The 15,579-nt window shown below is 67.4% G+C and carries 13 protein-coding genes; 9 read left to right on the top strand and 4 right to left on the bottom strand.

Annotated elements, in window-relative coordinates; genetic code table 11:
• Window positions 1-10: 10 nt before the first annotated feature.
• Entirely contained in the window at window positions 11-1,288 is a 1,278-nt protein-coding gene (locus GVY41_RS17500) for an NAD(P)/FAD-dependent oxidoreductase (RefSeq protein WP_161348303.1), read from the bottom strand.
• Window positions 1,289-1,292: 4 nt separating this feature from the next.
• On the bottom strand, window positions 1,293-1,961 hold the full coding sequence (locus GVY41_RS17495) for a haloacid dehalogenase type II (RefSeq protein WP_161348302.1): 669 nt from the start codon (window positions 1,959-1,961) through the stop codon (window positions 1,293-1,295).
• A 306-nt stretch (window positions 1,962-2,267) separates the two neighbouring features.
• Here GVY41_RS17495 and GVY41_RS17490 point away from each other — a divergent pair, with 306 nt between their 5' ends.
• The 7 genes from GVY41_RS17490 (at window position 2,268) to GVY41_RS17460 (ending at window position 10,645) form a co-directional block, all read left to right on the top strand.
• On the top strand, window positions 2,268-3,092 hold the full coding sequence (locus tag GVY41_RS17490) for a GNAT family N-acetyltransferase (RefSeq protein ID WP_161348301.1): 825 nt from the start codon (window positions 2,268-2,270) through the stop codon (window positions 3,090-3,092).
• A gap of 20 nt (window positions 3,093-3,112) precedes the next feature.
• Window positions 3,113-4,489 (top strand): aspartate aminotransferase family protein, encoded by a 1,377-nt coding sequence (locus GVY41_RS17485; protein WP_161348300.1) that lies wholly within the window; start codon window positions 3,113-3,115, stop codon window positions 4,487-4,489.
• 243 nt (window positions 4,490-4,732) lie between these two features.
• Window positions 4,733-5,449, top strand: a complete 717-nt coding sequence (locus tag GVY41_RS17480) for an HAD-IA family hydrolase (protein ID WP_161348299.1) — start codon at window positions 4,733-4,735, stop codon at window positions 5,447-5,449.
• A 72-nt stretch (window positions 5,450-5,521) separates the two neighbouring features.
• Entirely contained in the window at window positions 5,522-7,135 is a 1,614-nt protein-coding gene (locus tag GVY41_RS17475; protein ID WP_161348298.1) for an ABC transporter substrate-binding protein, read from the top strand.
• A gap of 56 nt (window positions 7,136-7,191) precedes the next feature.
• Complete coding sequence (locus GVY41_RS17470) at window positions 7,192-8,145, top strand: ABC transporter permease (RefSeq protein ID WP_161348297.1); 954 nt, start codon at window positions 7,192-7,194, stop codon at window positions 8,143-8,145.
• 8 nt (window positions 8,146-8,153) lie between these two features.
• Entirely contained in the window at window positions 8,154-9,002 is an 849-nt protein-coding gene (locus GVY41_RS17465) for an ABC transporter permease (protein ID WP_161348296.1), read from the top strand.
• The gene (locus GVY41_RS17460) at window positions 9,002-10,645 is read left to right on the top strand and encodes an ABC transporter ATP-binding protein (RefSeq protein WP_161348295.1); all 1,644 of its coding nucleotides are present in this window, start codon (window positions 9,002-9,004) and stop codon (window positions 10,643-10,645) included. The genes GVY41_RS17465 and GVY41_RS17460 overlap by 1 nt, the downstream gene beginning before the upstream one ends.
• Here the strand turns inward: GVY41_RS17460 and GVY41_RS17455 are convergent, their stop codons facing one another.
• Complete coding sequence (locus GVY41_RS17455; protein WP_066815064.1) at window positions 10,646-11,122, bottom strand: Lrp/AsnC family transcriptional regulator; 477 nt, start codon at window positions 11,120-11,122, stop codon at window positions 10,646-10,648.
• A gap of 209 nt (window positions 11,123-11,331) precedes the next feature.
• On the opposite strand from GVY41_RS17455, the gene GVY41_RS17450 reads away from it, so the two are divergent.
• Both GVY41_RS17450 and GVY41_RS17445 read left to right on the top strand, forming a co-directional pair.
• On the top strand, window positions 11,332-12,651 hold the full coding sequence (locus tag GVY41_RS17450) for an NAD(P)/FAD-dependent oxidoreductase (RefSeq protein WP_161348294.1): 1,320 nt from the start codon (window positions 11,332-11,334) through the stop codon (window positions 12,649-12,651).
• A gap of 17 nt (window positions 12,652-12,668) precedes the next feature.
• Window positions 12,669-13,997 (top strand): NAD(P)/FAD-dependent oxidoreductase, encoded by a 1,329-nt coding sequence (locus tag GVY41_RS17445; protein WP_161348293.1) that lies wholly within the window; start codon window positions 12,669-12,671, stop codon window positions 13,995-13,997.
• Between the two features lie 6 nt (window positions 13,998-14,003).
• Here the strand turns inward: GVY41_RS17445 and GVY41_RS17440 are convergent, their stop codons facing one another.
• The gene (locus GVY41_RS17440) at window positions 14,004-14,876 is read right to left on the bottom strand and encodes a GNAT family N-acetyltransferase (protein WP_211374371.1); all 873 of its coding nucleotides are present in this window, start codon (window positions 14,874-14,876) and stop codon (window positions 14,004-14,006) included.
• Window positions 14,877-15,579: the final 703 nt, after the last annotated feature.

Below are 15,579 nucleotides of genomic sequence, written 5' to 3'. Positions count from 1 at the left end.
GCGTCGATGTCTACTGCACCCGGTCCAGCAGCTTGTAGTAGGTGCCCACCAGCGGCAGGAACCAGGGCTGGCCGAAATGCCCCGGAACCGCCTTCCACGGCAGATCGGCCCAAGGATTGCGGTCGAAGCGGCCGGTGATCAGGTCGGCCATGATCTCGCCCATATGGGTGGCAATCTGCGCGCCGTGGCCGGAATAGCCCATCGAGTAGTAGACCCCGTCCGCATGGCCGGCGCGGGGAAAGCGGTCCTTGGTCATGTCCACGAGCCCGCCCCAGCAATAGTCCACCTCCACCCCCGCCAGCTGCGGAAAGATCCCTGCCAGCGCCGCCTCAAGGATCGCGCCGCTCTTCGCATCCGACTGCTGATCGGACCGGGCCGAGAACCGGGCGCGGCCGCCGAAGATCAGCCGGTTGTCGGGCGACAGGCGGAAGTAGTTGCCGATGTTCAGCGAAGTCACGCAGGTGCGGTTGCCGGGCATGGTGGCCGACACCTCGGCCTCGGTCAGCGGCCGGGTCGCCAGCAGGAAGCTGCCCACCGGCACGATGCGGCGGCGGAAGTAGCGGAAGGCCGAGGTGGTATAGGCGCCAGTGGCCAGGAACACCTTGTCGGCGGTGACCGTGCCTTGCGGCGTCGTCAGCTCCCATCCCTTGCCGTTCTGGCGGCGGGCGGTGACGGGCGCATTCTCATGGATCACCGCGCCATGCCGGGCAGCGGCCTCGGCAAGGCCGACCACGAAGCGGCCCATATGCATCATGGCGCTCTTGTGCTGCAGCATCCCGCCGTGGAAGATGTCCGACCCGATCTCGCCCGCCAGATCGGCCTTGGACAGGATCGCCGTATCGGCATCCACCTCGCGGTGGATCGCCTCGAAGTTCCGCGCGAGGCTGTCGTAATGCGCGGGCTTGGAGGCGAGCTTGAGCTTGCCGGACCGGCGGAAGTCGCAGGCGATACCTTCCTCGGCGATGATGCGTTCCAGCGTCTCGATGCCTTGGTCGAAGGCGCGGTACATCGCCTTGGCCCGTTCCGCCCCGAACATCTCTTTCGCGTGGACGAAGCTGTGGGCGATGCCGTTGTTCAGATGCCCGCCATTGCGGCCAGAGGCACCGAAGCCGACGCTCTTCGCCTCCAGCACCACAATCCGGCGGCCCTCCTTGGCCAGCTTGCGCGCCGCCCCCAGCCCGGTGAAGCCGGCGCCGATCACCGCCACATCATAGTGGCCCGCGACCGGCCCGGCCGCCGCGTCGGTGAAGGCGGGCGCCGTGTCGTGCCAATAGGATTCGAACTTCATCGCCCTACAGTCCGAACACGCCGGGAAGGCCGCCGATATCGGCAATCTCGGTATAGCCGTAATAGGGGTTCGCCGGTTCGTGCTTGCGGTTGACCCAGACCTTGGAGGTGATGCCAAGGTCATGCGCCGTCATGAGGTCATAGCGGAAGGAGGAGGAGACATGGGTGATGTCCTCGGGTCCGCAGCCCAGAGCGTCCATCATGTATTCAAAGCCGTTCATCTGCGGCTTATAGGTGCCGGTCTCCTCGGCGGTGATCACCTTGTAGAAGGGCGCGCCCAGTTTCTCGACGTTGGACATGATCTGGCTGTTCATCGCGTTGGACAGGATCACCAGCGGGATTTCCTTGGCGACCTTGGCAAGACCGGCCGGCACATCGGGATGCGGGCCCCAGGTGGGCACCTCGTTGTAGATCTGCAACGCATCCTCGGCCCGGAACGGCACGCCGTTCAGCTTGCAGCTGCGTTCCAGCGCGTTTGACACGACATCTGCATAGGGCTTCCAGGCGCCAAGGATCTCATCCAGCCGGTAGGCGGAGAAATTCTTGATGAACTTTTGCATCGCCGGCTCGTCCAGTGTCTCGCCATAGATGCGGCGGGCGGCGCCGGCCATGTCGAAATGGGTGAGCGTGCCGTAGCAATCGAAGGTGACGTATTTCGGGCGGAAGGGGGCCATGCGCGGATCCTCGGGGCTGGGATGATCTGTTGTCCGCAGTCTATGCCGCCTGCGCCGCCACCCCCGGCCGCATTGCGGGGCGGCGAGAGCACAAAACACCGTATGCAGCGCGCTCTGCGGCACAGAGTTGTGCTTGCGGTATTGTCTGGCCCCCGCGGGCGCGCTGCGCAGCCCCCCGGCGTGGCAGTTTCTGCGGTGGGCCGGGGGCGGAACGGCCGAAGATTGCGCCGCGCGGCGACCTGCCAAAGCACCTGCGTCGCCGGCCCGGCTAAGCTGGCCCCACGCCACGAATTCAGCAGGGCCGCAATGACCGACACACTTACCTTCGACCGCTTCACCGCCGAGCATCTGGAGGGCGCGCTGCGCCTGTCGCGGCAGGCGGGCTGGCCGCACCGGGCCGAGGACTGGCAGATGCTTCTGCGGCTGAGCCGGGGTGTGGTGGCGCTGGCCGAGGGCCAGGTGGTCGGCACGGCGCTGGCGACGCCGTTCGGCGGTGTGGCGATGGCGAACATGATCATCGTCGATGCGGCCATGCGGGGCCGCGGACTGGGGCGCAGCCTGATGGAGCGGGCAATGGCCCTGGAGGTGCCGGAATGGCGGTTGACCGCCACCGCCGACGGGCTGCCGCTGTATGAGAAGCTGGGCTTCGTCGCCTGCGGGCGGGTGTTGCAGCATCAGGGCCTTGTCGCTGCGCAGAACGCGCCGGACGGGGTGGAGTGGGCGGTGCAAGCCGACCTGCCCGCGATGGTGGCGCTGGACCGGCAGGCCACGGGCGCCGACCGCGCGGGCCTGATCGCCGAGTTGATGGCCGAGGGCCAGATGGCGGTGATCCGCGACGGCGCCGCGCTCGCAGGCTTTGCCGCCCTGCGCACCTTTGGCCGCGGCGCGGTGGCCGGGCCGGTGATTGCCGCCAGTGCCGGCGATGCGCAGCGCCTGCTGACCTTCGTGTTCGCACAGCGCCCCGGCGGCTTCCTGCGCGTCGATACCACCGAGGCCGCGGGTCTGGCCCCCTGGCTTGCCGCGCAGGGGCTGGCCCCCGCCGGCGGCGGCATCGCCATGCGGCGCGGCGGCGCGGCTGCCCCCCAAACCCCCTTCCAGTGCTTCGCCCTTGCGGCGCAGGCGCTTGGCTGACCCTGACCCGAGAGAGACCCATGCTGAGCAATTCCCTGATCGAACTCGACCGCGCGCATCTGGTGCATCCCGTCGCCTCGTGGCGCGGGCATGAAAAGGCCGGGGTGCGGATGCTGACCTCGGCCAAGGGCGCGACCGTCACCGACGCGACCGGCCACACCCTGATCGACGGCTTTGCGGGCCTGTGGTGCGTCAATGCCGGATACGGGCAGGAGAGCGTGATCGAGGCGGCGACGAAGCAGCTGCGCGAGCTGCCCTATGCCACGGGCTATTTCGGGCTGGGGTCGGAGCCGCCGATCCGGCTGGCGGCGCGGCTGGCCGATCATGCGCCGGGCGATCTGGACCATGTGTATTTCACCCTTGGCGGGTCGGATGCGGTGGACAGCACGGTGCGCTTTGCCCGCTATTACTGGAACGCGCGCGGGCTGCCGCAAAAAGACCAGTTCCTCTCGCTGGAGCAGGGCTATCACGGCTCCTCGACCGTGGGCGCGGGGCTGACGGCGCTGCCGGTGTTCCATGCCGGGTTCGGGCTGCCGATGGATTGGCAGCATAAAATTCCGTCGCATTACAGCTATCGCAATCCGGTGGGCAGCGACCCGGCGGCGATCATCGCTGCGTCCGTCGCGCAGCTGCGCGCGAAGGTCGAGGAGCTTGGCGGGGCAGGGCGGGTGGCGGCCTTCTATGCCGAGCCGATCCAGGGGTCGGGCGGGGTGCTGGTGCCGCCGCCGGGTTGGATGAAGGCCATGCGCGAAGTCTGCACCGAGCTGGACATCCTGTTCGTCGCGGATGAGGTCATCACCGGCTTTGGCCGCACCGGCCCGATGTTCGCCTGCAGCGATGAGGGCATCGTGCCCGACATGCTGACCTGCGCCAAGGGTCTGACCTCGGGCTATGTGCCGATGGGGGCGGTGTTCCTGTCGGACCGGATGTATCAGACCATCGCCGACCATGCAGGCGCTGCGGCCATCGGCCATGGCTTCACCTATTCGGCGCATCCGGTGAGCGCGGCGGTGGGGCTGGCGGTGCTGGACCTGTATGAAGGCGGGCTGCTGGAGAATGGGCGCCGCATGGGCGCGCGGTTGCAGGCGGGCCTTGCCGGGCTGGCGGATCATCCGCTGGTGGGCGATGTGCGCGGCCGCGGAATGCTGGCGGCGGTGGAGCTGGTGACCGACAAGGCGGCGAAGACGCCGCTGCCGGCGGCCGCGATGCCCGCGCAGCGGATCTTTGACCGGGCCTGGGCCAACGGGCTGGTGATCCGCGCCTTTGGCAACGGGGTGCTGGGCTATGCGCCGCCGCTGTGCTGCACCGGGGCCGAGATCGACGCGATTGTCGAGCGCACCCGGCTGACGCTGGACCAGACGCTGGAAGACCCGGACGTGCGGGCGGTACTGGGCTGATCGCGCGGGCGGCAGATGGCCTGATTCCGCTGCGCTGCGGCAATTCAGCACATTCTGCTGCACGCCCGCCAAGATCAGCGTTTTGCCCCCGTCGAACCGGCCAAGAATGACGTCACACACCGCGGCTTTCCGCGAAAATGATTGAAGAGCCCACAAAAACCACGGGCCGGACCAATGGCAGAAAATACTGCCACTCGACAGGGAACAGGCCTGCACCCGCGGGCCGCATCAGGGGAATTGTCCATGCCAGCCAAGCCGCTGCGCTCTTTTCGCTATCTCAGCTTCGATGTCGTCGGCACGTTGATCGACTTTGAGGCGGGCCTCGTCGGCAGCCTGCGGTCTATTGCGGCCGAGCATGGGGTGGATCTGGACGGCGAGGCGGCGCTGGCCCTGTACCGGACGGCGCGCTACACGCCCGAGGCGCTGAGCTTCCCCGATGACCTCGCGCGGGTCTATCTGGAGATTGCGCCGGATCTGGGCCTGCCGGTCGATCCGGCGCTTGGCGTGCGGTTGCGGGACGGGGTGGCGGCTTGGGCGCCCTTTGCCGACAGCGTGGCGGCGATGGCGCGGCTGAAACAGCATTACCGGCTGATCGCCATGACCAATGCACAGCGCTGGGCCTTCGCGCATTTCGACGCGGCCCTGGGTCACCCGTTCCATGCCGCCTTCACCACCGACGATACCGGCACCGAAAAGCCCGATCCGGCCTTCTTCCACCAGGTCTTCGCCTTTGTCGAAGCCGAGGGCGGCAGCCGCGACGACATCCTGCATGTGGCGCAAAGCCAGTATCATGACATCGGCATTTCCCGCGCGCTTGGGATGACCAATTGCTGGATCGAGCGGCGGCACGATGTTGCCGGCTATGGCGGCACCATCGCCCCGGCCGATTTCACCACACCTGATTACCATTTCACCTCGATGGCGGCACTCGCGGACGCCGCTGCGGTGGAATTTGCCTGAAAGCGCCCGGCCCGCCTAGGCGGCGACACGGGCACCACAACGCGCATTGGCGCATCAACAGGGAACGAAACCATGACCGATAAAGGCATCACGAACTGGACCCGCGGCGACGACGCGATGGTCGAGCACGCCATCCGCCGCGGCGCCACACGCCGCGACCTGCTGCGCATGTTCATGGCGGGCGGCGCCAGCCTCCTCGCCGGCGGTACCATCCTGGGCCGCGCGACGGCTGCGATGGCGGCAACCCCGGTGCGCGGCGGGCATCTGAAGGCCGCCGGCTGGTCCTCCTCGACCGCGGACACGCTGGACCCCGCCAAGGCCTCTCTGTCCACCGATTACGTGCGCTGCTGTTCGGTCTACAACCGCCTGACCTTCCTCGACGAGTCCGGCGCGGTGGTGATGGAGCTGGCCGACAGCATCGAAAGCAGCGATGCCACGGTCTGGACCGTCAAGCTGAAATCGGGCGTCACCTTCCACGATGGCAAGCCCTTCACCTCGGCCGATGTCGTCTATTCGATGATGCGGCATCTGGATGAGAATACCGGGTCCAAGGTCAACTCCATCGCCAAGCAGATGACGGCGATCACCGCGGTGGACCCGCTGGCCGTGCAGATCACGCTGGCTGCGGCCAATGCCGACCTGCCGACGATCCTGGCCATGCACCACTTCATGATCATCGCCGATGGCACCACCGATTTCACCACTGCCAACGGCACCGGCGCCTTCAAGATCGAGATGTTCGAGCCGGGCGTGAAGTCGATCATGACGCGCAACGAGAATTACTTCAAAACCGACGCCGCCTTTCTGGACAGCTTCGAGTACTTCGCCATCCCGGATGAGACCGCCCGCGTCAACGCGCTGCTGTCGGGCGACATCCATCTGGCGGCCTCGATCAAGCCGCAGTCGATGCGGCTGATCGAAACCCAGTCCGGCATCGATCTGGTGAAAAGCACCTCGGGCAACTACACCAACCTGAACATGCGGCTGGACATGGACCCGGGCGACAAGGCCGGCTTCATCGAGGGTGTCAAGAACCTGCTCAACCGCGAGACCATCCAGAAGTCGGTGATGCGCGGTCTGGCCGAGGTTGCCAATGACCAGCCGATCTCGCCGATGAGCCCCTATCACAATGCCGAGCTGAAGGCGCGGGACTATGACCCGGAAAAGGCCAAGGCGCTGTTCGACAAGGCCGGCCTGCTCGGCGTGTCGATCCCGGTCGTGGCCTCCGAAGCGGCGACCGCCTCGGTCGACATGGCAACTGTTCTGCAGCAATCGGGCGCCGAGATCGGCATGAACTTCGATATCCAGCGCGTGCCCTCGGATGGCTACTGGTCGAACTACTGGCTGAAGGCGCCGGTCCATTTCGGCAACATCAACCCGCGCCCGACGCCCGATATCCTGTTCTCGCTGCTCTATGACACCAACGCGCCCTGGAACGAGAGCCAGTACAAATCGCCCAAGTTCGACGCGATGCTGGTCGAGGCCCGCGGCGAGCTGGACTTTGCCAAGCGCAAGGAAATCTATGACGAGATGCAGGTGATGGTGTCGAACGAGGCCGGCACCGCGATCCCGGTGTTCCTGTCGAACGTCGATGCGAAATCCTCCAAGCTGCAGGGCCTGAAGCCGAACCCGCTGGGGGGCCAGATGGGCTATGCGATGGCCGAATACGTCTGGCTCGACGCCTGATCCATCGCGGGGGGCCGGGTATGGTCCCGGCCCCCATCTTCCCGAAAGGCCCCGCCATGAATCCGCAGATCGTCCGACTGGTGCTTGGCAGGCTGGGAGTGGCCCTTGTCACCCTGCTGATCGTGTCTTTCGTCGTCTTTGCCGCCACCCAGATGCTGCCCGGCGATGTGGTGGAGATCCTGCTGGGGCAGGCCGCCACGCCCGAGGCGGTGGCGGCCTTGCGCGAGGCGATGCACCTGAACGACCCGGCGCTGCTGCAGTACGGGCGCTGGCTGATCGGGCTGGCGCAGGGCGATCTGGGCATGTCCTATGCCAACAACCTGCCGGTGGCGGGGATGATCGGCGGGCGGCTGGCCAATACGCTGATGCTGGCGGCGGTGACGGCGGCAGTGGCGGTGCCGGTGGCGCTGTTCCTGGGCATCACCACGGCGATGCATCGCGGCTCGGTCTATGACCGGATCGTCACCACCGGCATCGTCGCGGTAATCTCTGTCCCCGAATTCATGATCGCCACGCTGGCGGTGCTGGTCTTCGCGGTCTGGCTGAAATGGCTGCCGGCACTGTCTTTCGCCAATGACGTGACCAGCCTGGCCGAGATGCTGCGGGTCTTCGCCATGCCGGTCATCACCCTGTGCTGCGTGATCTCGGCCCAGATGATCCGCATGACGCGGGCGGCGGTGATCGACGCGCTGACCATGCCCTATGTGGAAATGGCGCTGCTGAAGGGCGCCTCGCGCCGCCGGATGGTGATGCGCCACGCGCTGCCCAATGCGATTGGCCCTATCGTCAACGCGGTGGCGCTGTCGCTGTCCTACCTTCTGGGCGGGGTGATCATCGTCGAGACGATCTTCAACTATCCCGGCATCGCCAAGCTGATGGTGGATGCCGTCGCCACCCGCGACCTGCCGCTGATCCAGACCTGCGCGATGATCTTCTGCCTTGGCTATCTGACGCTGATCACGCTGGCCGACATCATCGCCATCCTGTCCAACCCGAAGCTGCGAAAGTGAGGGGCCCGATGCACACCAAAGCCTTCTGGCCCACGCCGCGCCGCCTTGGCTATCACATGAACTGGGTCGGCATGATCGCCGCGCTGGTGGTCTGTTTCTGGGCGCTGGTGGCGGTGATCGGCCCGATGCTCAGCCCCTATCCGCCGGGCGAGATCGTGGATTTCGACTATTACGGCCCGATCTCGGCCAAGCTGTGGATGGGGTCGGACTATCTGGGGCGCGACATCTTCTCGCGCGTGCTGATGGGCGCGCGCTACACGGTGGGAATCTCGCTGGCGGCGGTGTGCCTTGCCTGCATTTCGGGCGTGGTGCTGGGGATGACGGCGGCAGTGGTCGGCGGCTGGCTCGATACCGGGCTCAGCCGGTTTCTGGATGCGCTGAACTCGATCCCGTCCAAGCTGTTCGGGCTGGTGATGGTGGCGGCCATCGGCTCGTCGATCCCGGTGCTGATCGTGCTTTTGGGGGTGATCTACACGCCGGGCGCCTATCGCTTTGCCCGGGCGCTGGCGGTGAACATCAACACGATGGATTTCGTCACCGTCGCCCGCGCGCGGGGCGAGCGGACGGGCTATCTGGTCACGCGCGAGATCTTGCCCAACATCACCGGGCCGGTGCTGGCCGATCTGGGGCTGCGCTTCGTGTTCATCGTGCTGCTGCTGTCGGGCCTGTCCTTCCTGGGGCTGGGGGTGCAGCCGCCGAATGCCGACTGGGGCAGCCTTGTGCGGGAAAACATCGGCGGCCTGCCCTTCGGCGCGCCAGCGGTGCTGATGCCCAGCCTTGCCATCGCCAGCCTGACGATCAGCGTGAACCTTCTGATCGACAACCTGCCCGTCAAGATTCGCGACAGGAGCGAGTGATGCAGAACCTTGTCGAAATCCGGGATCTGAAGGTGCAGGCGCGCAGCGATGCGGGCCGCAGGATCGAGATCATCAAGGGCGTCAGCTTCGACATTGCCGAGGGCGAGATCGTGGCGCTGATCGGCGAAAGCGGGTCGGGCAAGACCACCATCGCGCTGACGCTGATGGGCCATACAAGGCCCGGCTGCACCATCACCGGCGGCACGGTGCGGCTGGCGGGGCGCGATCTGGTGGCGATGCCCGAGGCGGGGCGGCAGGCGCTGCGCGGCACCGAGGTGGCCTATGTGCCGCAAAGCGCCGCGGCGGCCTTCAACCCCTCGCAGCGGCTGATGGATCAGGTGATCGAGGTGGCGCAGATCCACAAGCTGATGACGCCCGATGCCGCGCGGGTGAAGGCGGTGGAGCTGTTCCGCGCGCTGGCGCTGCCGGAGCCAGAGACCATCGGCCAGCGCTATCCGCATCAGGTGTCTGGCGGGCAGCTACAGCGGCTGGCGGCGGCGATGGCGCTGATCGGCGGGCCGAAGCTGATGATCTTTGACGAGCCGACGACGGCGCTGGACGTGACCACCCAAATCGAGGTGCTGCGCGCCTTCAAGTCGGTGATGAAACTGGGCGGCATGGGCGGCGTCTATGTCAGCCACGATCTGGCCGTGGTGGCGCAGATCGCCGACCGGATCGTGGTGCTGAAAGGCGGCGAGGTGCAGGAGGAAGGCCCGGTCGAGCAGATCCTGCACCGCGCGGCCCATCCCTACACACGCGAATTGCTGGCGGCGTTCGAGCCGGTTCCCTATGCCTCGGCCTCGCGGTTGCAGGCCGAGACCAAGCGGCCCATTCTGGAAGTGCGCAACCTTGTGGCGGGCTATGGCCCCCTGGGGCGCGATGGGAGGCCGCTCAAGGTGGCGCTGAACAGCGTGTCGTGCCGGTTGGAGCGGGGGCAGAATCTGGGTGTGATCGGCGAAAGCGGGTCGGGCAAATCCACGCTGGCGCGGGCGATTTCCGGGCTGCTGCCCCCGGTGTCGGGCAAGGTGCTGCTGGACGCGCATATGCTGGAGCCAGAGGCGCGGGCGCGAACCAAGGACGAGCTGCGCCGCCTGCAGATCGTGTTCCAGCTGGCCGATACCGCGCTGAACCCGCAGCGCCCCGTCGGCGATATCGTCGGCCGCCCGCTGACCTTCTACCACGGCCAGAAGGGCGCCGCGCGCGAGGCGCGCACCGATGAGCTGCTGGACATGGTCCGCCTGCCGCGCGCGATGAAGCACCGCCTGCCGGGCGAGCTGTCGGGCGGGCAGAAGCAGCGGGTGAACCTTGCCCGAGCGCTGGCCGCGGCGCCCGAGGTGATCCTGTGCGACGAGATCACCTCGGCGCTGGACACGGTCGTGGCGGCTGCGGTGATCGAACTGCTGAAGGAACTGCAGCGCGAATTGCACCTGTCCTACGTCTTCATCAGCCACGATCTGTCGACCGTGCAGGCGATCTGCGACGATGTGATGGTGATGCTGAACGGCGAGGTGGTGGAACGCCTGCCCGCGAGCCGCTTGCAGGGCGGGGCGCAGCACCCCTATTCGCAGCTGCTGTTCTCGTCAGTGCCGAAGCTCGATCCCAACTGGCTGGACAGCGTGCCGCCGCGGGCGGCGGCGCTGTAGCTACATCGGGAAGATGCTTTTCAGCGGCAGATGCGTCTTGATGAAGGGCGATTTCATCACGACGAAGCTGAAATACTTGTCGATGCCGATATCCATGTCGGTCAGCCGTTCCATGATCGTCTGATACTCGCCGATGCCGCCGGTGACGAACTTTAACAAGTAGTCGTAACCCCCTGAAATCAGGTGGCATTCGATGATCTCCTCGACCTTCTCGGCGGCTTGCTGGAAGCGGGCAAAGTCGATCTGGCGATGGTTCTTCAGCGTCACCTCGGTAAAGACGGTGATGGTCTGGCCCAGCTTGGCGATGTCGATCTGCGCGGAATATCCAGTGATATAGCCAGCTTGCTGCAGTTTCTTCACGCGCATCAGGCAGGGGCTGGGGGACAGATGCACCAGTTCCGCCAGCTCCACATTGGTGATGCGGCCGTTCTTCTGCAATTCATGCAGGATGCGGATGTCGATCCGGTCAAGCTTCACTGTGTGCCCCTTGCGCTGGTCCGGCACACGCAGGATCTGCCGGTGCGCTCAGCCTACATGGGCAGGGCGCCCAAGGCCAGCCCGGCAAAAGCAAGGCGGTATAACGCGCTGGCAAGGGTTGTGCGTCCGGCACGAAATGCTGCAATCCGCGCAGGACCGGCAGCCCGAACCGGGCGGTGCGGCCTAGACTGGCGAAAACGGAGGCTCCGATGCCCGCACCCTTGCTTCATGTGACCACGAGCCCGGCCCTGCCGCAGGCGGCCGATGTCGTGGTGATCGGCGGCGGGATCGTCGGGGTCTGCACCGCCTATTATCTGGCGCGGCGCGGGGTGAAGGTGGCGCTGGTCGAGAAGGGGCGTATCGGGGCGGAACAGTCCAGCCGCAACTGGGGCTGGTGCCGCCAGCAGAACCGCGATGCCCGCGAACTGCCGATGGCGACGGCCAGCCTTGCGCTGTGGGAGGCGATGGCGGGGCAGATCGGGCAGGATGTCGGCTTTCGCCGTTGCGGACTGCTGTATCTTTCCAATGACGAGGCGGAGCTGGCTGGCTGGGCCCGCTGGCGCGACTTCGCCCGCGGCGAGGGCGTGGTGACGCATATGCTGGGCGCGGCCGAGGCGGCAGAACGCGGGCGCGCCACCGGCAAGGCCTGGAAGGGCGGGGTGTTCTCGCCCACCGACGGCATCGCGGGCCCCGAACGTGCGGCGCCGGTGATCGCGCTTGGCACCTTGGCCTTTGGCGGCAGCGTCCACCAGATGTGCGCCGCCCGCGGGCTGGAGCTGGAGGGCGGGCGCGTGGCCGGGGTGGTGACAGAGGCGGGCGTGATCCGCACCCGCACCGTGGTGATGGCGGGCGGGGCCTGGGCCTCATCCTTCTGCCGGCAGCTGGGGATCCGCTTTCCGCAGGCCTCGATCCGCTCGTCTATCCTGGCGGTGGGGCCCGGGGCGGATCTTCCCGACGCGCTGCACACCGCACAGGTCAGCACCACGCGGCGCGGGGATGGCGGATATACGCTGGCGATTTCCGGCAGGGCGCGGGTCGATCTGACGCCGCAGCAGATGCGGTTCGCGACCAGCTTCCTGCCGATGTTCTTCAAGCGCCGCAAATCGCTGGCCCCGGGCGGGCTGCAAGGGATGCGGTCGGGCCATGAGACGCTGCGCCGCTGGCGGCTGGATGCCGCCACGCCGATGGAGCGGATGCGCATCCTCGACCCAAGCCCGGACCAGGGCCAGATCGCCGAGACCCTGCGCCGGGCGCGGGCGCTGTTCCCGGCGCTGGCCGGGGTGCCGGTCACGGCCTCTTGGGCCGGGTATATCGACTCCACCCCCGACGGGGTGCCCGCGATCGGCGAGACGAACATCCCCGGCTTCATCCTGGCGGCGGGGTTCAGCGGCCACGGCTTCGGCATCGGGCCGGGGGCAGGCCACCTGATCGCCGATCTGGTGACCGGGGCCGCCCCGATCCTTGACCCCAAACCCTACCACCCCGCCCGGTTTGAACGGTCAAGCTGGGGCAAGGTCGCGGATTTCTGATCCGCCGAAAGGACGCCATGTCTCCGCCCGTTCGCGCCGTGGCCAGCGACGCAAGCCTGCCACCCCGCGCCGATGTCGTCGTGATCGGCGGGGGCATCTCCGGCGTCGCTGCGGCGTGGGAGCTGGCACGGCGCGGCAGCTCTGTCGCGCTGGTGGAAAAGGGCGTGATCGGCGGCGAGCAATCCAGCCGCAACTGGGGCTGGTGCCGCCAGCAGAACCGGGATGAGCGCGAATTGCCGCTGGCGATCCTGGCGATGCGCATGTGGGACACGCTGGCCGAGGAGGCCGGGGCCGATGTCGGCTTCCGCCGGTCGGGGCTGGTCTATACTTCCAGCAATCAGGCGGATCTGGCGGCTTGGGAGGCCTGGGGTCGGATGGCGCGCGGCTATGGCGTCGACAGCCGGATGATCAGCGGCGTCGAGGCTGCGGCCCTGCTGCCGCACCACGCGCAGCCCTGGACGGGCGGGGTGCACTCGCCCACCGATGGCCGCGCCGAACCGGCGCTCGCGGTGCCGGTGATGGCCGAGGCCGCGCGGCGGGCCGGGGCAAGGCTGCATCAGGGCTGCGCCGCGCGCGAGATCGAGTTTGCGGGGGGGCGGGTGTCGGGCGTCGTCACGGAAACCGGGCGCATCGGCTGCGATGCGGTGCTTGTCGCGGGCGGGGCATGGGCCGGGATGCTGCTGCGCCATCAGGGCGTGCCCTTCTTGCAAGCCTCGATCCAGTCGACGTCTTTCGCCACCGAGCCGGGGGCAGAGCTGCTGGCGGGCGGGCATTCGATGCCGGACCTGACGCTGCGGCGGCGGCTGGATGGCGGCTATACCGTCGGCCTCAGCGGCTTTGGCAAGCTGCATATCGCGCCGATGGGGATGCTGCAGGCGCGGCCCTTCTGGCCGACCTTCCTGCAACGGCGCGCGAAGCTGAGCCTGACGCTGAACCGCAATTTCCTGACCGGCCCGGACTCATTGCAGCGCTGGCGGGCCGATGGGCGATCACCCTTCGAGCGGGTGCGGGTGCTGGACCCGGCGCCCGATGCCGCCCTGCTGCGGCGGGGGCTGGAGGGGCTGGCCCGCGCCTATCCGGGGCTGGCAGGCCTGCGCATCGCCCATGCCTGGGGCGGGATGGTCGATTGCACGCCCGACGCCATCCCGGTGATCGGCCCGGTGCGCTCGCGCCCGGGCCTGTTCATCTCGGCCGGGCATACCGGGCACGGCTTTGGCACCGGGCCCGCGGCGGGGCGGCTGGCGGCGGAGCTGATCCGCGGCGATGCACCCTCGGTCGATCCGCGCCCGTTCCGGTACGAGAGGATGATCGACGGCACCGATCTGGGCAGCATGGGGATGATGTAGGCGGGCCTAGCCGAAGGCCTGATTGACCAGTGCCATGGTCTGCGCCGGTCCCTGCACCTGTGGCACGGGGCCAAGGCCCATCCGCGTCACCGTGTCGTGATGCCTGATCCCCGCGGCGATGAGGAAGTCGCGCAGGGGCCCTTCGGGCTGGCGGGTATCCATCCGCAGGAACTGGCCCGACAGCGCCTCGGCATGGGGCGCGACCAGCGCGATGGCGTCTTCCTCGGTTTCCGCCACCACCGGGCCGACGACATGGCCGCGCCCGAACTTGCGGCAAAGGGCAAAGCCGGTCACCCGCCCATCCCGTTCCAGCACCGTGCCAGTGGAGAGCTGCAGCAGCCGGTCGATCAGGGCAGGGCGCGCGGCCCCCATCGCCGCGGTATCCAGAGAGTGGATAGCCGCCGCATCCTCGGGGCGCAGCGGGCGGGCGTGGCGCGGGCTGGCCGGAACCTCGCCCACGATGCCATTGTGCTGGTGGACCGGCGAGAGCGGCATGAACCCCAGCGAGATATAAAGCCGGTAGGCGGCGCGGGTGGCGTTCAGCACCTTGCCGCGCGCACCGACCCGGTCCAGGATATGCCCCATCAGCCAGTTGCCCGCGCCAAGCTCTTGCAGCCGCGGCGAGGTGATGACCATGCCGATGGCGGCGAAGTCCGTGCCAAGCGGAAACCACATTGCCGAGCCGACGACGCGGCCGATCTCGTCGCGCGCGACGATGCCCTCGCCGAGGCTGATCGCCAGCTCCCAATCCTCGGGGCGGTGCGGCCAGCCGACGCCGATCGACAGCTCGTGCAGCTTCGGCAGATCCTCCACCGTCATCGGTGCGGCGAAGACCTGATAGGATTCCAGCTGCATGGTGGGGGTGGGCTGCAGGGTCACTCTCACATTCCGGCCATTGGCATCCATGGCGTCCAGACTAGGGAAGGGATGGAGCATTTGCTGCGCATTTTCAAGCTTTTACGGCAGAAACTGCGGATCCTGCACGCGGAGGGCAAGATCAGCTGTCGCGTGCTGCGCTGTAATCTTGCACCGGGTGACCCGCCCTCCACCGCGCAGCAGCATCACCTCCGTGCAGGGCTGGGCGCCCATCACCGATTCCTCCGGAAGATCAGCCGATGTCGCCGCAGCGTGGCGCCGCCACCGGTCAGCAGCGAGGCGAGGGTGCGCCTGTCGTCACTTGGCCATCGGCGCGGAGACTCCGGTCCCCCTTGTAGCCATAACTGATGCCGCCTGCCGACTTGCCGGCCTTCACCCTTGCTTCCAGATCCCGGCCAGCAACCGGCCGCAGCCCTGCGCCAGCACAGTGTGGCAGGCCACCTTCGGTTCGGGCCACGGCCGCCCTTTGGGCACCTTTGACACGAGTGTCGCCGCACAGAACCATCAGATCGGCAAAGCCGGCATGGCTACCTCTCCGGACCGCAGGCTGGAAAGTCATGCCGGACCGCTGAAAGAAGTTGACACGAAAGGAGCGGCGACCACTAGGTCGCGGGTATCTTTGTATTTTTCTCACCTCCGTCGCGCCGCGATGACGCTCAGGACCGCCCTTCAGGGCGTTCCCAGGGCGGGAATAGGATTTGTCGAT

Source organism: Frigidibacter albus (assembly GCF_009908165.1).
GTDB lineage: Bacteria > Pseudomonadota > Alphaproteobacteria > Rhodobacterales > Rhodobacteraceae > Frigidibacter > Frigidibacter albus.
The sequence above is the reverse complement of the archived record's forward strand: the minus strand, read 5'-3'. Positions and strand labels throughout refer to the sequence as shown.